We start from the raw sequence: 23,499 nt of genomic DNA on the forward strand, positions 1-23,499 counted from the left end.
GGATGGTTAGCCACAACTGCTGACACTTCATTAAATTCTCTTACGCTGATTAAAGGAAATTGATATGAGTGAAATTACTTTTCCAGGTGCGGACTTCAGTTTCGATCCGCCCCTCATCAACTGTACCTCCAAGCCGATGGACGGAATCAGAGTAAAAATCGGCCCTCTGGGTAACGCGCAAGTCGGAGCGGTATTGAAGTTGACTTGGCAGGGTGAGGATATGAGTAATAAACCTATTCCAGATACTGAGATATCACTCAATCACTTTGTAACTGAAAATGATCAGGTAAAAGGGTTTGAGGAGTTAATTGGTGATTATTTCTTACATATCAAACCGATCCTCAATGGATATGGTCGCGCGAGCTATACGATTAATGGAGGCCCTGAACAGTCAGCCCGTATTAGAGTTTTTCTGAGTTATCCTGATGGTACGACCTGCGATGAGAATCACTAGTAGTTCAGATGTCTGGAAGCGCCCATTCAGTCAATGTTATGGGTGACTGGTTTACCGCTTTCGCGAGCTTGCTCGCGAAAGCGTCCGATCAGTCAATGCATTAAGTGACTGATGTACCGCCTTCGCGAGCAGGCTCGCTCCCACTTTGTTTTGCGTCAGGGGTTAAATCTCGCGCATCATGCGCGACCTTAAAGACGCCAGGGAGGCAAACAATGAAAACAGCATTCGTCGCTGTAATCGGGGCTCTGTTGATCGCCCAACCATCCGTGTCCTTCGCGGACACCAGCAACGGCAAAAATCTCTATTCGCAGCGCTGCGCTGTGTGCCACGGCGCCGATATAAAAGGCACAGGGCCGCTGGCGCATAAAAGCAACCCGCCCACACCTGACCTGACAACGTCCGCGTTCAAAAAACGCCTGAATGAATATCCGGGCGTGATTGTGTCGTCGATCATCCTTCGCCCGAACGGCAATCTGATTCCGAAAACGTTGCAGGAGAACGGGGTAAAGATACCGCCACACGCCTGGAGCATTAAGGATCTGCGCGATCTGCATGAATACATGAGCGGCGTGATTGCGCTAAAACGCTGAGCTTCAGTTGCTGCGCGGACAGTCGGTCGAGGAATCCATTGCTTCGGCTTAATGGTAACCATTACTATTCACGCCCCTTTCCTCAGCACGCCGCCCATACCCCCATGCGTCCCCGCAGACCCGGCTTTTTCGAGCATTACGAAGAGTTGATCGGCACCTGGACTCGCCGCCTGCGCAATCGCGCGCAGGCCGAGGATCTGGCGCACGACACCTTTGTGCGGGTGCTTGAGTCGGATTCGGCGGCGGTGCAGCAGCCACGGGCGTATTTGCACCAGACCGCGCGCAATATCGCGGTCGACGGTTATCGGCGTGAGGATCGGCGCGGCGCCATGGAGTCACAGGCCCTTGATCACAGTGAGTCGTCATCCGGCGACCCGGAGCATTACATGCAGGCGATCCAGCTGGCCGACTCCATCGAGCGGGCGCTCAGCGAGCTGCCGGTCAATTGTCGCAAGATCTTTGTCTGGCAGAAGATCGAAGGCCTGACTCAGGCCGAAATCGCCGAACGCCTGGGGCTGTCCAAGAACATGGTCGAAAAGTATATGATCCGCACCCTGCGGCATCTGCGTGATCGCCTCGACGGGTTGCAGTCATGAGCCGCTGCGACATTTCCTCCCCAGCCCAACAGGACATTCCATGATGGATACGCGTGATTGCGCGTGCGGGCAAACAACGGTGCGCGATGACGCGGCTCGCTGGTTTGTGCGTTTGCAGGAGCCGGCTATTGATGGCGACGAGCAGCAGCGCTTCGACGCCTGGCTGAATCAACATTCGCAGCACCGTGACGAATTCCAGTTGCTCCAGGGCTTGTGGTCGGCGGCCGATCTGCTGCCGGCGCCACGCCTCAAAGCCCTCGTTGAAACACCGCCGAGCCGCCGCGAACGCCGTCCGATGCTGCGTTATGCCGTGGCTGCCAGTGTGCTGGCGGTCGCACTCGGGCTGGGACTGTTCAGTGGTTTGAATCATCCGGGCGGTTACCGTGCCGAGTTCGCCACGGCGCTGGGCGAGCGTAAACACGTGGCGCTGCCGGACGGTTCGGTGATTGATCTGAACAGTCGCAGCCGCTTGCAGGTGCGCTTTGAACAGGATCGTCGCGTCATCGAACTGGCAGAAGGCGAAGCGATGTTCAGCGTCGCGCACGACACCACGCGACCGTTCGTGGTCGAGACCGGCAATGGCAAGGTCACGGTCACCGGCACGCGTTTCGATGTGCGTCGCGATATCGCGCAAACCCGCGTGGCGGTGGAGCAGGGCACGGTGAAAGTGCAGGGTCGTGATGCAGCGGATGATCAGTTCATCAACCTGACCGCAGGCCTTGGCACTTCTGTCGATGCGCAAGGCAAAGTGGCCGCAGCCTATGCGGTCAACGCGGCGGAACTGACGGCGTGGCGCGGTGGCAAACTGGTGTTCAACAACGCCAGCCTCAGCGAAGTGGTCGCCGAAGTGTCGCGCTATCGTGAGAAGCCGCTGACCGTGGCCAACCCGACCGTGGCCAGTCTGCGCCTGACCAGCGTGTTCAAATCCGACAACACCGACGCCTTGCTCAAGGCCTTGCCGAGCATCCTGCCGGTGGCCGTTCGCACTCTCGCGGATGGCAGTCAGGAAATAATCGCAAAATAAAATTCAGGTTTTTTTCGAGTTCATCGTCTTCCTGTTCAACTGCAACTGGTTTGCATTAACAGCCGCACACTCTTGCGATCCACAGGACTACGTACGACGTGAAAAACACCCCTGCCAACAACAAAAAATCCCCTTGGTTGCCGCTGGCCCTTGCGCTGGCGGTTAACGCGGCCATGCCACGGGCATTCGCTGGCGAAGCGATCCATATCCGCGCGCAGCCACTGGGTCAGGCCCTCAGCGAACTCGGTCAGCAGACATCGCTGCAAGTGTTTTTCAGCCCGGATCTGGTCGCTGGCAAACAGGCGCCGGCCGTCGACGGTGATATCTCGCCGGAGCAGGCGTTGCGTCAATTGCTGCAGGGCAGCGGTCTGGATTATCAGATCAATGAAGGTTCGGTGACGCTGTCGCCCGCGACGACTTCCGCCGCCAGCAACGGTCCGCTGGAACTGGGCGTCACCGACATCAAGGTGGTCGGCGACTGGCTCGGTGATGCCAACGCTGCGGTGGTGCAAAACCACCCCGGTGCGCGCACGGTGATTCGCCGCGAAGCGATGGTCGAGCAGGGCGCAATGAACGTCAGTGACGTGCTCAAGCGTGTGCCGGGCGTGCAGGTGCAGGATTCCAACGGTACCGGCGGCAGCGATATTTCCCTGAACGTCGGAGTGCGTGGTCTGACTTCGCGTCTGTCACCGCGCTCCACCGTGTTGATCGATGGTGTGCCGGCGGCGTTCGCCCCGTACGGCCAGCCGCAACTGTCGATGGCGCCGATTTCCTCGGGCAACCTCGACAGCATCGATGTCGTGCGTGGCGCCGGTTCGGTGCGTTATGGGCCGCAGAACGTCGGCGGCGTGATCAACTTCGTCACCCGGGCGATCCCGGAAAAAGCCACCGGTGAAATCGGCACTACGCTGGAAACCACACAGTACGGTGGCTGGAAACACATCGACACCGCGTTCCTCGGCGGCACTGCCGACAACGGCATGGGCGTGGCGTTGCTGTATTCCGGTGTCAACGGTAACGGCTACCGCGAACGCAACAACGGCAATGACATCGATGACGTGTTGCTCAAGACGCACTGGGCGCCGACCGATCAGGACGATTTCAGCCTCAACTTTCACTACTACGACGCCACGGCTGATATGCCCGGCGGCCTGACGCAAAAGCAGTACGACGCCAAACCGTACGATTCGGTGCGTGACTACGATCAGTTCACCGGTCGGCGCAAGGACGTGTCGTTCAAGTGGATCCGCCAGATCGACGATCGCACGCAAGCGGAAATCCTCACTTATTACACCGACAGCTTCCGTGGCAGCACCATCGCCGCCCGCGACCAGAAAACCCTCAGCTCGTACCCGCGCTCGTATTACACGCTGGGCATCGAGCCAAGGGTCTCGCGGGTTTTCGATGTCGGCCCGACCACCCAGGAAGTCAGCGTCGGTTATCGCTATCTGAAAGAGGCGATGCACGAATCGTCGAGCCGTGTGGCGCTGGTCAACAACCAGCCAGTGCTCACGCCGACGTCTGATGGTCATGTGTTCCAGGATCGTACCGGCGGCACCGAGGCCAACTCGGTCTACATCGACAACAAAATCGATGTCGGCAACTGGACCATCACCCCGGGCATTCGCTTTGAACACATCAGCACCGACTGGCATGACCGCGCGGTGCTCGACACGGCGGGCAAACCGGTGCAGGCGAAAAACCGCAGCATCGAAAGCAACGAACCGCTGCCGGCGCTGAGCGTGATGTATCACCTCTCGGACGCGTGGAAACTGTTCGCCAACTACGAAACCTCATTCGGCAGCCTGCAGTATTTCCAGCTCGGTCAGGGCGGTTCGGGTGATCAGACCGCCAATGGCCTGGAGCCGGAAAAGGCCAAGACCTACGAGATCGGCACGCGCTACAACGATGACGTGTGGGGCGGTGAAGTGACGCTGTTCTACATCGACTTCGACGATGAGCTGCAATACATCAGCAACGACGTCGGCTGGACCAATCTCGGCGCGACCAAGCACCAGGGCATCGAAGCCTCGGTGCATTACGACATGGCGGCGCTGGATCCGCGTCTCGACGGCTTGACCGCCAATGCCGGCTTCACCTACACCCGCGCTACTTATGAGGGTGAGATTCCGGGCTTCAAGGGCCGTGATCTGCCGTTCTATTCGCGGCAGGTGGCGACCGTCGGTTTGCGCTATGACATCAATCGCTGGACCTACAACCTTGACGGTTTCGCCCAGTCGAAACAGCGCTCGCCGGGTACCGGTGTGAATGCCGATGGCAGTTTCAACGGCAACTACATCACCGATGGCACGGCGGACGGGCAGTATGGCGACATTCCGGGTTACGTGACCTGGAACGTGCGTGGGGGTTATGACTTCGGGCCACAGGTGTCGAACCTGAAGCTGGGCGCCGGGGTGAAGAACGTCTTCGACAAGCAGTACTTCACCCGCTCCAGCGACAACAACTCGGGGATGTATGTCGGTGCGCCGCGCACGTTCTTTGTGCAGGCCAGCGTCGGCTTCTGATAGACCGCGTCACCTTCTTCGCGAGCAGGCTCGCTCCCACATGGATCACTGAAATCCTGTGGGAGCGAGCCTGCTCGCGAAGCTTTTAGACTTTAAGGACTTTGCCGCCAATGGCCACCGCGACCAACAGCACCGCCATCAAGCCAAAGGCAAAACTCAGACTGCTGGCATGCGCCACAAACCCGATCACCGCCGGTCCGGCCAGAATCCCTGCATAACCGAGCGTGGTAATGGCCGGCACGGCGATGCTTTCCGGCATCACCGTCTGCTTGCCTACCGCCGTGTACAGCACCGGCACAATGTTCGAACAGCCAGCGCCGACCAGCGCATAACCGACCAGCGCCGCTTGCCAGCTCGGAGCAAACGTCGCCAGAAACAAACCGGCCGCTGCCAATAGACCGCCAAACAAAATGATCCGCGTTGCACCGACAATCCGCACAATCCGGTCACCCATCAAACGCCCGGCCGTCATGGTCAATGCAAACGCCGCATAACCCATCCCCGCGTACGCCGTGTCGATCCCGCGTTCCTGCGCCAGAAACACCGCACTCCAGTCCAGCGCCGCGCCTTCGGTGAGAAAGACAATAAAGCACATTCCGCCGATAAACAGCACGATGCCATGGGGGATGGCGAATGCCGGGCCCGAGCTTTCACTGCCGTAAGGCAACATGTGCGGCACGCACTTGAACAGCGCCGCGATCAGCACCACGACCACCACCAGCATCGCCGCGAGTGGCGTCAAACCCAGGCCGAGCAAGGCACTGACCCCCGCCGCGCCGACAATCCCGCCGAGACTGAACAAGCCATGGAAACCCGACATCATGTTCTTGCCGCTGGCGCGCTCGACGATCACCGCTTGCAGGTTCACGGTCGAATCCACCGTACCGAGGCCTGCGCCGAACATGAACAGGGTAGCGATCAGCGCCGGTATCGATGACACCGTCGCCAGTAAGGGCAAGGCCGCGCAGATCAACAAGGTGCCGCCGGTAGCGACACGCCGACAGCCGAAGCGTGTGGCCAAAATCCCCGCCAGCGGCATCGCCAGAATCGAACCGACGCCGAGGCACAACAGCAGCAACCCCAACGTGCCTTCATCCAGTCCGGCGCGGGCCTTGGCGTACGGCACCAAAGGCGCCCACGCGGCAATACCGAGCCCGGCGATGAAAAAGGCGATGCGCGTGGACATCTGTTGCAGGCGTCCGGGGACGAAGGTGTCTTGAGGGTAGAGGCTGGTCATATCGATCCTTGGCAAAAAACTTCGCGTCCCCGAAGGACAGTGATACGGCGACGAGGTTCGATCGCCCATCATTCGAGGCAGTACAGCCGACATCCTACCCTGTGGGAGCGAGCCTGCTCGCGAAGGCGGAATGTCAGCTGAAAAATATATCGACTGACCCACCGCTTTTGCGAGCAAGCTCGCTCCCACATTGATTGGAGCAGGCTCACTAATCAGCGGTCATGCACCGATTCCTGTGGGAGCGAGCCTGCTCGCGAAGGCGCAGTGTCAGCTAAAAATATATCGACTGACACACTGCATTCGCGAGCAGGCTCGCTCCCACAAGGGATTGCGTTTTACAGTGGCCTTCTTCGGCGACAGGGGCAAACACTGATGACGCAGTTTTACGATGCACGGGGCAATATTTACGGGGTGATTGCGCCGCAGGCACTGCGCGACGCGGGCATTGCCTTGCCCGACAGCGCCACCGAATGCGCCTCTTCGCGTGGGTCGTGGAGCGAAGCAGCAATCAAAATCTGCTGCGACTGGCCCGCAGGCCAGCGCCGGGCGAACAGCAAATCCCACCGCAGCGACGGCCTGCTGATCGGTCCTTTCCAGACGTCGCCACCGTTCGACGTATTGATCGTCAACACCGACGGCTCCCTCGCCGAGCGCAGTGGCAATGGCCTGACGATTTTCTCGCAGGCGCTGACCGAGCAAGGCTTGATGTCGGAGGAGGGCGCGTTGTTGCGCGTGCATCACGACAAGGGTGGCGTCGTGGAGACCTCGGTGAAACCGGCTGAAGTCGAAGGCTCTCAAGGCTTTTGGCTCGATCTTGGCCGACCTGGTTTCGGGCCGGATGCCGTCGATGCGAAGACTGTTCAAGGCATTGAGTTCAACGCGCGGGACTTGAGCCACGTCCAACCCCTGGCACAACTTGATCCCGACTGGGCGCACAGCCAATTCGTGCGAATTGGCAATCCGCATTGCGTCACACTGCTCAACGATGCAGTTGCTTTGCCGAGCAACGAGCAAATGCGTGAATCACCCCTGAACGAAGGATTGACCGACATCGCCTACGCCATGCCCTCCGGTGCCGGTGATCCATGCCCGGCAGGTGTCAATCTGCAATGGGCGGTGCTGGAATCACCACAGAAAATTCTCGCCCGAGTGTTCGAACGCGGTGAGGGGCCGACGGCGTCTTCCGGCACCAGTGCCAGTGCGGTGGCCTGCGCGGCCTGGCGTGTGGGTTGGGTGGCGGCCGGTGAAGTGCAGGTGGTGATGCCCGGCGGTACGGCGCCGATCCTGCTTGATGCAGAACACGGGCAATTGCGCGGCGTCAGACTGTTTGGCACCGCGCGACGGATTGCGCACTGAACGCCGTGCACGGGGTTATTTCTGGGTGGACTCGGGAAGAGGGCGCACGCTTTGCAGCGTATGCATCAGCAGCGTTTTTACCTGTTCAAAACCCAAAGGTTGATGATTCGCGAAGCTTTCGACTTTCAGCACCAGCGCAGGACTGCTCTCGGAGTTTGTATGCCCGGCAGTAAGAGTGAAGCGTTCCGCGGTTTCTCTTTCGCCGTTATCCGGATCAATACCTCTATAGCGGGCACCGCCAATAACACCGTCAATAGCGCCGATTTTGGCAGGTTCAGGGCCAAACCTGTTGCGTTCAACGGCGTTCGCGAACGGATTGGCAAACATTGTGGAGGTTAACAAGGGTAAAAGCTTCAGCGCTTTATCACTTTCATTGCTCAAGTTCAGGCTGTAAAGAAGGCGCGGATTTTTGGTGGGATGCCATGCCAGCGTAACAGCGTAATTCTCGCGGCCATTGTCGGCAATAAAGCCGAAAGGCAAGCAAAACCCCGGCTCTTGCGGTATTTCGAATGGGGCTCGCGGGCGGAAATTTGCCAGTACTGTCTGGACTTTGGGTTTCAGTGTTTCCAGCGCTTGGTCAGTTTGGTTACCTGGCGTACTGTCAGTGACGGTGAAACGGTAGACATGGCCGCCACGCCAAAGCAATGCGACCAGTTTTCCGGGGGCCCAGGAAATCTGTGCATCGACTATGTCCCAGTCAACATAACGCTCTTGCTCAAATTGGGCATCAGACGGATAGGTGGCGAGCTCTTTTTGATAACGTTCAAGCTCTGACTGGAGTTTCTCGGTGGGCCGCCCACTTTCGGTAAACGCTGCGATGGTGCCTCTGAGCATGACGGTCTCTGAATAGAGTTTGCTCAAGCGTACGCGTTTGTCTTCCAATGCATACCGTTCAGCTTTCAAGGCGTTGAATTGTTCTGGGTTACTTTGCTCCAGCTCCCATGTCAGCGCTTGTTTGATGGCGTCTATTTTTTTTTCTATGGCGCGTGTTTGCGCGCCTTCCATGTCAGGGCCGTGGCGATCTTTCAACTGCTGAAAAACCGCCAGTGTTGTCGGTGGACTGACCTCGATATCGAAGAGATAGCCATTCTTCCGGAAAGGGCTGTCGCCATAGCTCAGTTGCTTTTCGCTGGGGTCAATATTAGGCGAATAGATTCCAAAGTCCGGATAGTTCCAGTGCCCGCCGGCGACGTGCCATTCAATGTCTCCCGGTACATCGAACAGCGTCCGGCCGAGGCACTCGGTACGCCATTTCGGGTTATCTGCAGGGGCTGCATTTGCCCAAGCCTCAGCTGGCGTCAAAAGTGCCAGCATCAGGGGGAGATGGCGCATCAGGTTCTTTCCTTGCTCTGAGTGTCTTGCGCTAAAACGGCATAGTGCTGAGATGTTGCAGCTCTGTCACGCGTGGGTTCGATTTTCGCCAGGATCGTAAGGTTGAACCCTGAGTTATTGTTTTCGTATTTCGTCCAATGGATCGGAAGTGCGGTGATGAATCCACATACTGTGGTCGGGTGCTTGCCGGCCATGGTGCTGAGCCAGAATTCTTTTTCAAAGGGCATGGCGTTGCTTGCACCTTTGACCGCGGCGCTAGAAGAGGGCGGTGCGACCGATACCTGTCCCCACAGTGGCCAGATGGATGCGTCGTTGCGAGGGACGTGGCGAAAAGCCTGCTCATAGGCCTCTGCATTGCTGAAGGCCTGACGCTGGATCGCTTGCCATGTCGCGGCCGCTGCGGGGGTTGCGATGACTTTCTCCAGATCACTGGCGGGTTGTACCGAGTTTTTTCGTGGTTGTGCATTCAAGGCAAAAATTTTTCGCCATAAATCTGTGCGCAATTGTTTGACTTGAGGGCATACCGGATATTGCATGCGGCCATTGATCGAAGTGGGAAGTGAGGTTGATCCAGCCACGACAACAGCCAATTCCGAGTCTCGATCTCCCATCTGACTACGATCATTTATGTTGGCGCTGCCAAGAATGGCGATCCGATCATCAGCGATCAGCAATTTGCTGTGAATGTAGATCTGTTCTGTGACCGGTTGCTGATTGATTTCCTCCCAGGAGCGCAAATTCAAAAGGGTCAGGTAGCGGCTCCAGTCTTCGTCTTCAAACACTCTCTTCGTTTCGGTGCGGTCTTTGAAAAACTTGATGGACTCTATGGCTTGAGTCTCTGTTTTGCCCCTGTCCATTTGAGCTTTTATGGCCATCGCTCGTTGGATACGCTTGATCAGACTCTGCTCTCCCAGAGAGAGACTTTGCATGGTCAAGTGCACTTGAGTCATCAGGTTCAGGGCGTTCAATGGACCTTCTGGATGAACGGGAAGCACCATGTAAACGTGAAAGTTCTCGCCCATTTCGATTGCCCGTTCGATACGCTCAGCGAGCGCCTCGCAGAGAGGGTTCTTGATCACATTTTGGGGTGTTTGCATGCCTTTGAGTATTTCGACGGTGGACTGGTTGCTCAGTACCTGCATCACTCCCTGTGTGAACGTCTCCGCCTCTTTGTTGCGAATCATTCTGGCAAGTTCGAAGTAATCCACATTGGCCAGGCTTTTGGGATTGTCTTTTAGATTCCCCAACCGCAGCCTGTCCTTGTATATCTCGTAGCCGGGAAGGCCTTCAATCTTCATCAGGCTTTGCATGGGCCCCGCAGTGACAGCAGCAGTATCAGCACTGTCTGCACCATATTCACTCTGGAAAAACTGGTTTTCAATGTAGATGAAGTGCTGCGCGCCAGAGATAGCCTGAAGCATCGCCTGCAAGCAGTTGGCTTGCACGCCGTTGGGGGCAGCAGACGTCAGGTTATGCCCTGCCTTGGCAGCGCCTTGTCGCTCTTCGTTGCGCATGCGCATCGGGGCGCTGCGAAGAACCTGTACGTTCATTTCGCCCGTGGGCGCGACACGTTCGGGTTGCGCGAGATAGTGAGCCTTGAAAGGGACAGGCTCGAGGTTTTTCGTCGCAAATTTCAGCAGACCGATCAGCGCGCTTGGCATTTTTTGCACCTTGCCATCAAAGCGAGCCTGCAAACTGTTCCATCGGTCAATAAAGTTGCGCGACAAGTCATAAACAGAGCTGCCCTCCAGGCGCATGTGGACGTCATGCCAAGGCATTCGCGGCTGCGTTTTGTCGTCGAGCATCATCCCACCACGCGGCAGCAAGCGAGTCGCTGGATCGGCCAGGTACGAATAGGGCTCGTCCTTTTGAGTCTCACTCAAACGATCAAGTACCGAATGCAGATAGAGGATGAATGGCGTGGAGATCTGCTCAAGTTCCTGCAGGGCTTTGGCCGTAAGAATCGGAGAAGGTGTGTTGTTGATCCAGGCGTAAAAAGCCCCCAGTCCAGTCTGCTGGATCCATAGACTGGTCAGTTCGCTGCCCTCGTTCAACAACTTGTCCGTGAGCTGCCCTCCAGACTTTATGATTTGCGTGGCCCAAGTCGACAGGTCCTGTTGCAGTTGATCCAACTGCGGAGTGACTCTTTGCACCCACATCTGGACTTCACTCTTGAGCTGGCCGACCTGATTATGCAGTCTGGCGCGGCCCGATTGAGTCATGGACGTCAGCATCGGAACTTTCTGTTGCGCGCGTACCAACCAGTCTTCGACTCGTTGCTGAATGGCTGAAGCTTCTTGCGGTTTTTCCAGCCACACACCGATTGCCAGACTTATGGATTTTGCCTCCTGACGCAATTCAGTCAGGGTACTGTCGGTTTTTTTCAGGGTCTGAGCTTCTTGATCGATAGTGTTAACCGCGCCGTCCAGTGAGACCTTCCATTGACGCAGAGTGTTTTTCCAGGCTTCCAGGTTGTCACCGGTCATCTGTCTTTTAACAAACTCGGCAATATAAAGGACGCTTCCGGTGGAGTACGCAGCGCCTGCGCCAAGCAAGCGCATGCCATCCTTGCCCTTGTCCGAGAACCACTCACCCACCTCTTTTTTTGCCTGACGGAGTACGTTGAACATTTTGTTGTCCATGGCCCAGGCCAGCTTGCGCTGGGCTTTGCTCAGCACATCGCCTTCCATCAACGCTGCGCTGATCAACTCGACGGTCGTCATGTAGGGGTATTGTTGGTGTGGATCGATTTCCTTGAGCGCAGGGATGCAAGGGTTGTAAAACTCGTTCGCAGTTCTTCCATCGGCGGCAAGCCGAAAGTTGTTGTCATCACGACGGCCATAGGCGAGGTCGATTCCGCCGACGTAAGCAACTTCGTTGTCGATCACTACCATTTTCTGATGGTGAGAAAAGAACAGGCCGAGACTACCCATATCACTTTGCTGGATCGCTGGCAGACACCAGACTTTTTTCTTCTTGAGACCTGCGTTCAGAATAAATGCAGCCACCATGGTTTCCAGGTCGCCAGTATCGACGGCAGCCTTGGGGGACAACCACGGCATGAGGTAGATATCCGGCGTCTCACCTTTTTTTCGCAGAGCGTGATTCAGGCAGTCCCAAAGACGGGTGTCACCCTCGAGGCGGACTTCGTAGTTGATTTGCCAACCGGAAATGAAAATCGACTTTTTGGCGTTTTTAATCGCACTGGCGACGTCTTTGAAGTAATCGCTACCGGTAGTGAAAAATTTGACCAGGTTGCCCGGGCGCTCTGGTGAAAAGGCTTCGCCATACGTTGAGTTACCCTTGATGAACCAACCTGGTGCAGAAGTGGCAGTGAAGGCTTCTCCGTCTTTCGAGTTCAGCTGGTTCAGTTGTTTGGACTGAATGCCGTTCAAATGGCTCATGCCTTGAATTCCTTTAACTTGTCGAACAGTGCGATGCCGTCAGCCATGGTCAGGTTCTCCAGGGCACTGCGCTTGTCGGTGCTGGCTTGCGCATGATCTGGATTCGCGTGGGGCTCGCTGCTGAAGTCCATGCTGGCCAATGCCAGCATTTCACGCTGAACCTCTGACCATCCCGTGTCGGTATGCGCTTTCAGGGCGACACACTGGCCTGGGTACACCAACCAGAACAGTTCCGGATTCTGCGAGTATTCGAGGGAGAGTTTTTTCTGCGCCTCCTCGGAAAGAATGACCCTGCCGTCGTCATCGGTTTCGCCTTTGGCAATGACATCACTTTCGGGTACACGGCCCAGTTTCTTCCAAGTGGGCTCACTCATTTTGATGATTCGCCACGCAGTATTGGCCAGCGCGAAGGATCCCTCGCCTGGCCTGTCCGCTAGACGAATATCGAAACGAAGGTTTTTCTGTTCGACAGGTGCGACGGGTGATTGCGCATTGCCCTGAGCGCGATCCATCAGGTGGCCTGCCTTGTCCTTATCCACAGGAATCGGCAGGGTGGGTGTCAGTATCGCAATCCCCGAACCACTTCCCGCCGCACCCCCGGCATTGATTTTCACCACTGGTCCGATCACGGTGATGCCGCCGCCATCGAGTTTGATGAAGCTGCCACCGGCCTTGATCGTCAGCTCCGTACCGGCCTCAATCACCATTTTATCGCCAGCCCTGAGATGGATTTCCTGGCCAGCGCTGGTCAGTTGGGCGGTGCCGAGTTTGACGTGCTGGTTCTGGCCGACGGTCAGGTGATCGTTGGCTTTGACCTCAACCTTGCGGTCGGAAATCGTGGTGCGGTGTTCTTCGGCCTTCAGCTCGGTATAGGTGTTCTTCACCACCGTGTCGTGGCGTTCATTGCCGACCCGAATCTTCTGGTCGTGCTCAACGTTTTCATCCCAATCGCGCTGGGCGTGGATGTAGATCTGCTCCGCACCTTTCTTGTCTTCAATGCGCAGTTCGTTGTACCCACCACCACCCGGCGAGCTGAGTGTCTTGAACACGCTGCGTGTCTTGTTCGCCGGCAGTGCATACGGCACCGGGTTTTCCTTGTGGTACAGGCAGCCGGTGACGAGCGGTTGGTCGGGGTCGCCTTCGAGGAAGGTGACGAGGACTTCCATGCCGATGCGCGGGATGCTGATGGCGCCGTAGCGGTCGCCGGCCCAGGAGCTGGAGACGCGCAGCCAGCAGCTGGTTTTGTCGTCGGCCAGGCCTTCGCGGTCCCAGTGGAACTGGACTTTGATGCGGCCGTACTGGTCGCAGTGGATTTCTTCGCCTTTAGGGCCGGTGACCATGGCGGTCTGGCTGCCGAGCACGCGCGGTTTCGGGTGTTCGAGGGCCGGGCGGTAGAACACGTCCCACGGGGTGGCGAGGAAGGTGTTGCGGTAGCCTTGGTGGAAGTCGTCTTTGTTGTCGGTGGTGTCGCTGGTCACGCCTTCTTCGAGGACTTGCGGCTGTTTGCCTTCGTGGACGATTTCGGTGAGCAGCCACAGGTCGTTCCACTCGCTGCGCGGGTGGTCGGACATGGCCATGAAGTGGCCGCTGACCAGTTTGGTCTGGTCGCCACGGCCTTCGGCTTGTCGGTAGTCGGCGCGGTGGCGTTCGAGGGCGCGCTGGCTGAGGAACTTGCCACGGGCGCGGTCGATGAAACGGCCGGGGTAGTCGTAGTCTTCCAGATCTGGCTCAGCGTCTTTGCTATCGAGAGCGCCTTCGGGTTTGTACGCCGCTTCCATTTGCAGGCGCGGTTTTTCGAAGTCGTAGTCGCGGCGCGTGGTGCGGCTGGTGCGGGTTTCCAGGCGCAGCTTGAAGCCTTTGATCACCGGTTCTTCGGCGACCATGCCGCTGCCCTGCACGTACGCGGTCGGCTGGCCGAGATCGGGGAACACGGTCTGGTCGTCGCCGAACACCAGCAGGTGGCCTTTGTCGCTGTGCTGGAAGTGGTAGTGAATCCCTTCCTCTTCGCACAGGCGCTGGACGAAGTGCAGGTCGGTTTCGTCGTACTGCACGCAGTAGTCGCGATCCGGGCACGGCTGGCTCAACTGGAAGCTGTAGGCGTTGCCCTTGATGCCGTGTTCTTCAAGGATCAGCGCGATGATTTTCGGCGCTGACATCTGCTGGTAGATGCGCTGGTTGGTGCGGTGATGCAGGTATTGCAGTTGCGGCACCATCGACACTTTGTAGCGAGTCAGGCGCTTGCCGGCATCGCCTTGGGCGACACGGTAGATCTGGCCGTGGATGCCCGAGCCTTGTGGATCGAATGCGAGAAACGCCTGCTTGTGCAGCAGTTGTTCGAGGTCCAGATCCGGGTTTTCGCTGACCAGTTCGAGGTCGAAACGAAACGGCTGGCTGATGCCTTCGGTGCCGGTGAACGACAGCACTTGGAGGTCGCCGACGTAGTCTTCGACCTTGAGGCTGAAGTGGGTTTCGTTAGCGGGGTTGAACATCTCAGGCTCCTTGAGATTTACGCCGGTCATCCACGGGCGTTTTGCATCGGTCTGGAGAACGCAGACAGGAGCTGGATGTTAAAGGGAAAAAGTTGCGCAAAAAGTTGCGCACATGGGAGGAGGTCCCCGGTCTATAAGGGTAAAAAGGAAGTGATTCAGAATGTTTCTTGGCGAAGTGCCATCAGCCAAGCCCGAAAAGACGTGGTTTTCGGGCTTTTTTTGAAAGTTCGTTCAGATCAGTTGCGGGGCAAACTCCACCACCGGCATCTGCCGCGTCATCAACACCTTGCCGCCGCGAATCGAATACAACGGCAAGCCCTGACTGCGGATCACCTCGTAATCACTGTCCGCCGAGAGAATCAGCAGATTCGCCGGACGCCCCTGTTCCAGCCCATAGCGCTCACCCAGATGCATGGCTTTGGCGCTGTTGTCGGTCACCAGGTCCAGCGCACTTTGCAGGTTGCGGTAACCGAGCATGTGGCAGATGTGCAGCCCGGCTTCGAGCACGCGCAGGATGTTGCCGTTGCCCAGCGGATACCACGGATCGACGATGGAATCCTGGCCGAAACACACATTCATCCCGGCTTCGAGCAATTCGTTGACGCGCGTTACGCCACGGCGTTTCGGGAAGTTGTCGAAGCGTCCTTGCAGGTGGATGCTTTCGGTTGGGCAGGAGACAAAGCTGATTCCGGAATGCCCGAGCAAGCGGAACAGTTTGGCGCAGTAGGCGTTGTCGTAAGAACCCATCGCCGTGGTGTGGCTGGCGGTGACGAGGGCGCCCATGTCGCGGCTGCGCGCTTCTTCGGCGAGCACTTCGAGGAAGCGCGAATGCGGGTCGTCGGTTTCGTCGCAATGCACGTCGACCAGGCAACCGGTGCGCTCGGCCAGGTCCATCAGGAACTTCACCGAACTGACACCCTGATCGCGGGTGTATTCGAAATGCGGAATCCCGCCGACCACGTCCGCGCCCATGCGAATCGACTCTTCCATCAGCTCGCGGCCATTGCGGAACGACTCGATGCCTTCCTGCGGGAACGCGACGATTTGCAGGTCGATGAGGTGACGGCTTTCCTCGCGCACTTCGAGCATGGCTTTGAGCGCGGTGAGTTGCGGGTCGGTGACGTCGACGTGAGTGCGCACGTGCTGAATGCCGTGGGCGGCCAGCGTCTGAATGGTTTTCTTCGCGCGGGTCTTGGTGTCTTCTTCGGTGATGGTGACCTTGCGCTCGCCCCAGCATTCGATGCCTTCGAACAGCGTGCCGCTCATGTTCCAGCGCGGCTCGCCGGCGGTGAGGGTGGCGTCGAGGTGAATGTGCGGTTCGACGAAGGGCGGCACCACCAGATTGCCGCCGGCGTCGAGGTAATCCGGGCCGAGGGTCGGTGCTTCGGTCTGCCGGGCGATGCTGCGGATCAGGCCGTCTTCAAGGTGCAATTCGTGCAAACCTTCCTGGTTGCGCAAACGGGCGTTGATGATGTGCATCAGGCGAATCCTTTTTTATAAGTCTTGTAGTGGCGCGGCCGCGCTGCGAGCGCCGAGCGCGCCGGTGACGATGACATACGTTAGCGCGGCAGCAGCGATCCCTACCAGCGGCGCGACCCACGGTGAGCTGAAAGCGGCGATGGTGCCGACCGCATAGGCCCCGAGGCCCGGCCAGTTGAACGCCGGCAACCGTGCGTCGGCCAGACGCGGATAGTGCCCGCGCCAGCGGTAGAAAAAGTCCGCCATGATCACTCCGCCAATCGGCGGAATCACCGTGCCGAGCAGAATCAGATAGGGCACCAACATGTCGTACATGCCCAGCAGCGCGAGCAGGGTGCCGATCACTGCGCCGGCGAGGGTCACGGTTTTGCGTCGGCCGGTGCGCAGCAGGTTGCAACCAGCGACGGCGAAGTTGTAGATGGTGTTGTCCTGCGTGCTCCAGATGTTCAGCAACAGCATGGCCATTGCGGCCATGGCGAAACCTTGCAACAGCAGCACTTCAACCACGTCCGGTTGTTGGTAGACGATGGCGCCGTATGCGCCAATCAGCACCATCAGGCCATTGCCGATGAAGAAACCGATCAGGCTGGCCAGTACCGCGACCCGCGCCGAACGTGAAAAACGCGTCCAGTTGGTTGCTTGCGTCGCGCCGCTGACGAAGGTGCCGAACACCAGAGTGATCGCCGTCGACCAGTCCAGCGAGCCGCTTGGCACGACGCTGAGCAAACCTTCGAAACCGCCGACTTTCACCGTCGCCACCCACATCGACAGCATCAGCAGCAACATCATCGCCGGCACCGCGATGTACGAGAGAATCTCCAGCCCGCGATAACCGACGTAAGCGGTGGCGCAGAACAGCAGACCGAACAGCACCATCAGCCCGAGCACCGTGCCTTCGTCGAGATTGAAATATTTACCGATCACCACGGCAGCCGTCGCGGTGCCCCAGGCGTACCAGCCGATCTGGGTGAAACCGAGAATCAGGTCGCTGAGCTTGCTGCCGACTTCGCCGAAGCAGAAGCGGCCCATCAGTACCGAATTCAGGCCGCTTTTGAAAGCGATATAGCCGAGGCCTGCCGCGTAGAGACCGAGCAGCAGATTACCGACGATGATCACCGCCATCATTTCGCCGAAACTGAACGCCACGCCCAGCTTGCCGCCGGCAAACATCGTTGCGGTGAAAAACGTGAAACCGAGCAAGACCATGGCCGTGGAGGCCAGGCCTTTGCGCGCGTGCATGGGGACTTCGCTGAGGGGGTAATCGTTGCCGGGATCGTTCTGCGTCATGGGGCGGTCCTTGCTGGAAGAGAGGAGACGCGGGGGAGGGTTGCAGTGGTCGTGCCAAACGCCGGATGGCGCGGGTTATGTATAGACGAGCCGCGCGGATTGGCGCGAAAGCGGTGCACCTGAATACACCCAAGCCCAATGTGGGAGCGAGCCTGCTCGCGAAGGCGGTGTGTCAGGCGACATCTGCAGTGGCTGATATTCCGCTTTCGCGAGCAGGCTCGCTCCCACAGGGGGAGGGTGTTGGCTCAGAGAAAGCGCAGCAGGGCGGCGACGATGGCTTCGGGGGCGTCTTCCTGGACAAGGTGGCCGGCGTTGGCAATCGGCTGGAATTGTGATCCCGGGATCATTTGATGTAACGCTCGGCCACGTTCGATGGGTATCCACTGATCGTCTTCACCCCAGAGAATCTGCACCGGACAGCGGATCGTCGGGTACAGCGGTTGCGCTTGCAGCGTGTAGCGCTCATCCATCTGCGCAATCTGCCGATAGAACGCCGCTTGCCCCGGCTCGCCCAGCCACGGCTGCACGTAGGGCGCCAGTTCGTCATCGGCAATATCACGGTGAATCGCCCCGCGAATATAGGTCGGCACGATGGCGCGCTGGATGTAATCGGGCAGGCCACTGAACGCCGCTTCATGCTGGCGCACATGCTGCACGAACGGCGAACCCCAAGGCGTCAGCGCCACCGGATCAATCAGGGTCAGGCTGCGGTAATCCTTGCCGTTGAGCAGGTGTGCGCGCAGCACGGTGGCGCCGCCGAAGTCGTGAGCGACGACGTCGGGGTTTTGAATATTCCAGTGGTCGAGCAACTGCGCCAACAGTTGGTTTTGCACGCCGAGGGAGACGTCGGCGTCGGGTTGCGCGGAGCGCCCGTAACCCAGCAGATCGAAGTAGTACACGCGATGCGTGGCGAAAAAGTGCGGCGCGATCCGGTGCCATACGTATGACGAAAACGGCGTGCCATGCACGAACACCAGCGGCGGGCCGTCGCCGCGCACGGCGTAACGAATGTGGTGCCCGTTGAAGTCAAAGACCTGATCCAGCAGCCAGTCTGTCATGGGCCTGTCCTCTTGGCGGGTGGGAGCCAAAAAGCATAGGCGTAAAAAAACAGCCGTGAAGGCTGTTCTCTGGCAATACACCAATCCCTTTGTAGGAGCTGCCGAAGGCTGCGATCTTTTGATTTTGCTTTTAAGAACCAAGATCAAAAGATCGCAGCCTTCGGCAGCTCCTACAAGGGAGATCTATCCCAGGTTATTCACCGCGATAGATGCAACCGCTGGTGCACGTCTCGTGAATACGGATCGCGCTCAGTTCCGGCAGCAACGGTTTCATTTCATTCCAGATGAATTTGGCCAGCACTTCACTGGTCGGGTTTTCCAGGCCGGGAATGTCGTTCAGGTAGTTGTGATCGAGACGCTCGTACAGCGGCTTGAAGATCGCTTTGATTTCGGAAAAATCGCGGATCCAGCCGGTGTGCGGATCAAGGTCGCCGCTGAGGTGAAGCGCCACTTTGAACGAGTGACCGTGCAGACGCCCGCACTTGTGGCCGTCCGGGACGTGCGGCAGGCGGTGGGCGGATTCGAAAGTAAATTCCTTGAAGATTTCCACAGTATTTTCGGCTCTGTTCAGATGGCGTTCGCCGCAGCGATTCGGGCAGGCGGCGAGTTTACCAGCTTGTGTTTGGCCGTGCTGACTAAAGGGTCAGCAAGCGCTCGGCGAGGCGACCATTGGCAGTCAGTTCAAGAAACTCATCGCCGAGGCGACGGCTCTCGTCCATCGCCGCGTGCCAGTATTTCTGCCGGCTCGGCGCATCACCCATGAAGCGTTTGAAGTCATTGCGGTCGGGCAGTTTGCCGAAGGGCAGGCGCGCCAGATATTCCTTCGATGGCGCGAGCAGCAGCACGTCCTGCAGGCGCTCCACCGAAGCCTTGCGCCACGGCAGGGTCTTGTCGAACCAGCCGGGAATCACCCGATCAGTGAAGTGCGGATAGAGCACGATGCCGTCGCCGCTGTAGGGCAGGTCGAGGTGATAGTCGAGCAGGCCGCCATCGCGGAACGTGCCAGCACCGGCGCCCGGCAAGTCGCGTACGCCTTCCATGACCATCGGAATCGAACCAGAGGCGAGCAGGGCCTGGCGCAGGTTACCGGCATTCAGGGCGACGAAGCGCGACGGGAAATCGTTCAGCGCATTCACCGGTGGGGCCAGGCGCGGGTCGTGGATGATCAGCCGTTCGAAGTGCCGCGACAGCCGTGCGCGGCCGCGCAAGTTGTCGGCAATCACCGAACCCAGTGCCAGACCCAGTCGCCCGCGATGGTCATCGGCCAGACGTCCCTGACTTTTCACCACCATGATGTTCAGGCGGTAATGCGCGTTGTCGAGGATGCTCGCGTCGCGGCCGTCGAGCAGGTCATTGAGCATGCGCTGCGAGCTCTGACTGATCTCGGCCATGGTCACGCCTTTGTTGAAGTTCTGCTCGGCGTACAGCTGACCGAGGCGGCGGATGCCTTCGGCGGCGTCCGGCAGACAGGCACTGGCGAAGCGCCAGGAACCGACCGAGGCGCCGATCAGCGAACGCTCGCGCGGCGCGCTGGGCAGCCATTCGGCGAACAACGCCAGATCCAGCCCCTGAATCCCCAACGCCTTCGGCCCACCGGCGGCACCGGGCAGGGTGCCGACGTCGGCAGCGTTCAGGCCTTGCGCACGAATGCGCGCCATGGCCCGCGGGCCGGCCTTGAGGGTGAGGGCGGGGAATTTGATGTGGATGGCGGTCATACCAGTCTCGATCGTTAGCAAGCGAACAATTATAAGCACATGTTGCAAAACCTTGTAGGAGTGAGCCTGCTCGCGATAGCGGTGTGTCAGTTAACACTTATTTGACTGATAGACCGCTATCGCGAGCAGGCTCACTCCTACAGGGGTTGTATGTTGATTCAGAGCAATGATGGCAATTCAGTTTCAGTTAAGTTCATCCCGCTAAGGTGCCCACCGTAAGCAACACATAAAAATACGGAGACCCCATGAAAACCCTGACTGCCCTGTCCATTGCCTCGATCATTGGTTTCACTGCCAGCCTCGCCCACGCCCGCGATCTCGGCCCTGACGAAGCCCTGCGTCTGCGCGACGCTGGTACTATCGTCTCCTTCGAGAAGCTCAACGCCACCGCGTTGGCCAAACATCCGGGTTCGACGATCACCGACACCGAGCTGGAAGAGCAGTACGGCAAGTACATCTACCAGATCGAAATGCGCGATCCGCAGGGGCTGGAGTGGGATCTGGAATTAGACGCGGTGACTGGGCAGGTTCTCAAGGATCATCAGGATGCGTAATGAAGGTTAATGTTCGCGCCACCCGCCGCACGGCGTTGGCGCTGGTGATGTGTTGCTCGACGGCGATGGCTCGCGACCTCGGCCCGGACGAAGCGCTCAATTTGCGCAAGCAGGGCGTGATCCTGCCACTGGAGCAAGTGCTGCAGCAGGCGATGGATCGCTATCCCGGCGCAAAGTTGCTGGAAGTCGAGCTGGAAGAAAAACACGACGTCTACATTTATGAAGTCGAGTTGCTCACCGTCGAAGGTGTCGCCCGTGAGCTGCACTTGAAGGCCGATACCGGCGAACTTGTGAAAGACAAGGAAGATTGATCGATGCGTTTGCTATTGGTGGAAGACCATGTACCGCTGGCCGACGAACTGCTCGCCGGCCTGCAACGCCAAGGCTACGCTGTGGATTGGCTGGCGGACGGTCGTGATGCGCTGTATCAGGGCAGCAGCGAGCCCTATGACCTGATCATTCTCGACCTCGGCCTGCCCGGCGTGCCGGGCCTTGAAGTGCTGGCGCAATGGCGCGCCGGCGGTCTGGCGATCCCGGTGCTGATCCTCACGGCGCGCGATTCCTGGGCCGAACGCATTGAAGGCCTGAAGGCTGGCGCCGATGATTACCTGACCAAGCCGTTTCACCCCGAAGAGCTTTATCTGCGCATTCAATCGTTGTTGCGCCGCTCCAAAGGGCAGGCCAATCAGCCGACGTTGCAGGCGGCCGGCCTGCATCTGGACGAGGGTCGGCAATGCGTGGTTCGCGACGGCGCCGACATTCAACTGACCGCTGCCGAATTCCGTCTGCTGCGCTATTTCATGCTGCACCCTGAGCAGATCCTCTCCAAAAGCCACCTCGCCGAACACCTCTACGACGGTGAAACCGAGCGCGACTCCAACGTCCTCGAAGTGCACGTCAATCATCTGCGGCGCAAGCTCGGCAAAAGCGTGATCGAAACCCGTCGCGGCCAGGGTTACCTGTTCGGCGGGCAAGCTTCGTGAGGTCGATCCAGCGCCGTTTGAGCCTGGGTTTGATCAGCGTGATGGTGGTCGTCGGTGTGGTGGTGGCGCAAACCAGTCTGTGGTTGTTCGAAGTGGGTTTGCAGCGCTACCTCGAAGCCGGTTTGCGCAACGACAGCGAAAGTCTGCTGGTGGCATTGGTGCGCGGGCCGCAAGGCCTGCAACTGGATGAGCGGCATTTGTCGCCAGCCTATCAGCGGCCGTTTTCCGGGCATTACTTCCGGATCGACTTTGCCGACAGCCATTGGCGCTCGCGTTCGTTGTGGGATCAGGATCTGCCGCTGCTCGACCATCCCGGTTTGCACAGCAATCTGCAACTGGGCCCGGACGGTCAGCAGTTGCTGGTGCTGCGTTCGGACTATCGACGCCTGGGCCAATCGATTTCGATCAGCGTCGCGCAGGATTACACGCCGGTGCGCGAGAGTTTTCAGCGCATGCGCCAGATCGGGCTGGGCATGGGGCTGGCGGCGTTGCTGTTGATTCTGTTCTTGCAGCGCTTGACCGTGCGCCGCGCGTTGAAGCCGCTGGAAAGGGCTCGCGAGCAGATCGCGCAATTGCAGCAGGGCCAGCGCTCGCAACTGGATGATCAGGTGCCGGTGGAACTGGAGCCGCTGGTGGCGCAGATCAACCATTTGCTCGCGCACACCGAAGACAGTCTCAAGCGTTCACGCAATGCTTTGGGCAATCTCGGGCACGCGTTGAAAACGCCGCTGGCGGTGCTGTTGAGTCTGGCTTCCAGCGAAAAACTCGATGCCCATCCTGAGCTGCGCAAGGTGCTCAAGGAACAGCTGGAGCAGGTGCAGCAGCGGCTCAATCGCGAGTTGAACCGTGCGCGGCTGTCCGGTGATGCGTTGCCGGGGGCGCTGTTTGATTGCGATGCGGAACTGCCGGGGTTGCTGGCGACGTTGAACATGATTCATGGCGAGCATCTGGCGCTGAGTTATGCCGCGCCGGCGGGGTTGCAACTGCCATGGGATCGTGAGGATTTGCTTGAGTTGCTCGGCAATCTTTTGGACAACGCCTGCAAGTGGGCGGATGCCGAAGTGCGTCTGAGTGTGATTGAACGTACGGACGGCTTTGCCCTGAGCGTGGAAGATGACGGCCCGGGGATTCCCGAATTGCAGCGCGCTCAGGTCTTCAGCCGGGGGACGCGGCTGGATGAGCAGACCCACGGGCATGGTCTGGGATTGGGGATTGTCCGCGATATTGTCGAGACCTGGGGCGGGTTGCTGGTGTTGGGCGAGAGTGAGTGGGGTGGGTTGAAGGTGGTGATCGAGTTGCCTCGGCGGTGAGTCTTTGAGAAGCCCCTCACCCTAGCCCTCTCCCGGAGGGAGAGGGGACTGACCGCGTTGTTTGGGAGAGTTACGCCGACGTGAGATACCGAGGCGAACTCAGGGT

Annotated in this window: 19 protein-coding genes; 10 read left to right on the plus strand and 9 right to left on the minus strand. The window is 58.7% G+C overall.

Translation table 11 applies throughout. The features are described from left to right. The first annotated feature begins 64 nt into the window (after positions 1–64). From CKW17_RS19635 to CKW17_RS19655, 5 genes are all read left to right on the plus strand, one after another. On the plus strand, positions 65–454 hold the full coding sequence (locus CKW17_RS19635; protein ID WP_095121110.1) for a hypothetical protein: 390 nt from the start codon (positions 65–67) through the stop codon (positions 452–454). A 212-nt stretch (positions 455–666) separates the two neighbouring features. Next, the gene (locus tag CKW17_RS19640; protein ID WP_095121111.1) at positions 667–1,044 is read left to right on the plus strand and encodes a c-type cytochrome; all 378 of its coding nucleotides are present in this window, start codon (positions 667–669) and stop codon (positions 1,042–1,044) included. A gap of 104 nt (positions 1,045–1,148) precedes the next feature. Further along, positions 1,149–1,640, plus strand: a complete 492-nt coding sequence (locus CKW17_RS19645; protein WP_095121112.1) for a sigma-70 family RNA polymerase sigma factor — start codon at positions 1,149–1,151, stop codon at positions 1,638–1,640. Positions 1,641–1,680: 40 nt separating this feature from the next. Next, positions 1,681–2,664 (plus strand): FecR family protein, encoded by a 984-nt coding sequence (locus tag CKW17_RS19650; RefSeq protein ID WP_095121113.1) that lies wholly within the window; start codon positions 1,681–1,683, stop codon positions 2,662–2,664. 98 nt (positions 2,665–2,762) lie between these two features. Next, the gene (locus CKW17_RS19655; protein ID WP_095121114.1) at positions 2,763–5,189 is read left to right on the plus strand and encodes a TonB-dependent receptor; all 2,427 of its coding nucleotides are present in this window, start codon (positions 2,763–2,765) and stop codon (positions 5,187–5,189) included. A gap of 85 nt (positions 5,190–5,274) precedes the next feature. Here CKW17_RS19655 and CKW17_RS19660 read toward each other — a convergent pair whose 3' ends face one another. Further along, positions 5,275–6,426 (minus strand): MFS transporter, encoded by a 1,152-nt coding sequence (locus CKW17_RS19660; RefSeq protein ID WP_095121115.1) that lies wholly within the window; start codon positions 6,424–6,426, stop codon positions 5,275–5,277. A gap of 372 nt (positions 6,427–6,798) precedes the next feature. On the opposite strand from CKW17_RS19660, the gene CKW17_RS19665 reads away from it, so the two are divergent. Beyond that, positions 6,799–7,782 carry a diaminopimelate epimerase gene (locus CKW17_RS19665; protein ID WP_095121116.1) on the plus strand — a complete coding sequence of 328 codons (984 nt, stop codon included), beginning with the start codon at positions 6,799–6,801 and terminating at the stop codon, positions 7,780–7,782. 15 nt (positions 7,783–7,797) lie between these two features. Here the strand turns inward: CKW17_RS19665 and CKW17_RS19670 are convergent, their stop codons facing one another. The 8 genes from CKW17_RS19670 to CKW17_RS19705 all read right to left on the minus strand — a co-directional run bounded on the left by CKW17_RS19670 (position 7,798) and on the right by CKW17_RS19705 (position 20,546). Continuing rightward, positions 7,798–9,114 (minus strand): T6SS immunity protein Tli4 family protein, encoded by a 1,317-nt coding sequence (locus tag CKW17_RS19670; RefSeq protein ID WP_095121117.1) that lies wholly within the window; start codon positions 9,112–9,114, stop codon positions 7,798–7,800. Then, the gene (locus tag CKW17_RS19675; protein ID WP_095121118.1) at positions 9,114–12,518 is read right to left on the minus strand and encodes a hypothetical protein; all 3,405 of its coding nucleotides are present in this window, start codon (positions 12,516–12,518) and stop codon (positions 9,114–9,116) included. Before CKW17_RS19675 ends, CKW17_RS19670 begins: the two co-directional genes overlap by 1 nt. Then, positions 12,515–15,007: a type VI secretion system tip protein VgrG gene (tssI, locus tag CKW17_RS19680; protein WP_256586264.1), complete on the minus strand. Its 2,493-nt coding sequence runs from the start codon at positions 15,005–15,007 to the stop codon at positions 12,515–12,517. Before tssI ends, CKW17_RS19675 begins: the two co-directional genes overlap by 4 nt. Positions 15,008–15,238: 231 nt before the next feature. After that, the gene (gene codA / locus CKW17_RS19685; RefSeq protein ID WP_095121119.1) at positions 15,239–16,486 is read right to left on the minus strand and encodes a cytosine deaminase; all 1,248 of its coding nucleotides are present in this window, start codon (positions 16,484–16,486) and stop codon (positions 15,239–15,241) included. Between the two features lie 15 nt (positions 16,487–16,501). Continuing rightward, the gene (gene codB, locus CKW17_RS19690) at positions 16,502–17,773 is read right to left on the minus strand and encodes a cytosine permease (protein WP_095121120.1); all 1,272 of its coding nucleotides are present in this window, start codon (positions 17,771–17,773) and stop codon (positions 16,502–16,504) included. A gap of 245 nt (positions 17,774–18,018) precedes the next feature. Continuing rightward, positions 18,019–18,831, minus strand: coding sequence for an alpha/beta fold hydrolase (locus tag CKW17_RS19695; protein WP_095121121.1), 813 nt, complete (start codon positions 18,829–18,831; stop codon positions 18,019–18,021). Positions 18,832–19,024: 193 nt separating this feature from the next. Beyond that, positions 19,025–19,381: a 6-carboxytetrahydropterin synthase QueD gene (queD, locus tag CKW17_RS19700; protein WP_007915588.1), complete on the minus strand. Its 357-nt coding sequence runs from the start codon at positions 19,379–19,381 to the stop codon at positions 19,025–19,027. A gap of 85 nt (positions 19,382–19,466) precedes the next feature. Beyond that, on the minus strand, positions 19,467–20,546 hold the full coding sequence (locus CKW17_RS19705) for a patatin-like phospholipase family protein (RefSeq protein ID WP_095121122.1): 1,080 nt from the start codon (positions 20,544–20,546) through the stop codon (positions 19,467–19,469). Positions 20,547–20,791: 245 nt separating this feature from the next. Between CKW17_RS19705 and CKW17_RS19710 the strand changes: the two genes are divergently transcribed. From CKW17_RS19710 to CKW17_RS19725, 4 genes are read left to right on the plus strand one after another with little or no spacing between them, the layout of a single operon-like run. Then, entirely contained in the window at positions 20,792–21,100 is a 309-nt protein-coding gene (locus tag CKW17_RS19710; protein WP_095121123.1) for a PepSY domain-containing protein, read from the plus strand. Beyond that, a complete protein-coding gene (locus tag CKW17_RS19715; RefSeq protein WP_064118601.1) occupies positions 21,100–21,411 on the plus strand; it encodes a PepSY domain-containing protein in 312 nt (103 codons plus the stop codon). The genes CKW17_RS19710 and CKW17_RS19715 overlap by 1 nt, the downstream gene beginning before the upstream one ends. Before the next feature lie 3 nt (positions 21,412–21,414). Then, entirely contained in the window at positions 21,415–22,083 is a 669-nt protein-coding gene (locus CKW17_RS19720; protein ID WP_095121124.1) for a response regulator transcription factor, read from the plus strand. Then, positions 22,080–23,393 carry a sensor histidine kinase gene (locus tag CKW17_RS19725; protein ID WP_095121125.1) on the plus strand — a complete coding sequence of 438 codons (1,314 nt, stop codon included), beginning with the start codon at positions 22,080–22,082 and terminating at the stop codon, positions 23,391–23,393. The genes CKW17_RS19720 and CKW17_RS19725 overlap by 4 nt, the downstream gene beginning before the upstream one ends. Positions 23,394–23,499 lie beyond the last annotated feature (106 nt).

It is taken from the genome of Pseudomonas sp. Irchel s3f10, from assembly GCF_900187515.1.
Lineage (GTDB): Bacteria > Pseudomonadota > Gammaproteobacteria > Pseudomonadales > Pseudomonadaceae > Aquipseudomonas > Aquipseudomonas tensinigenes.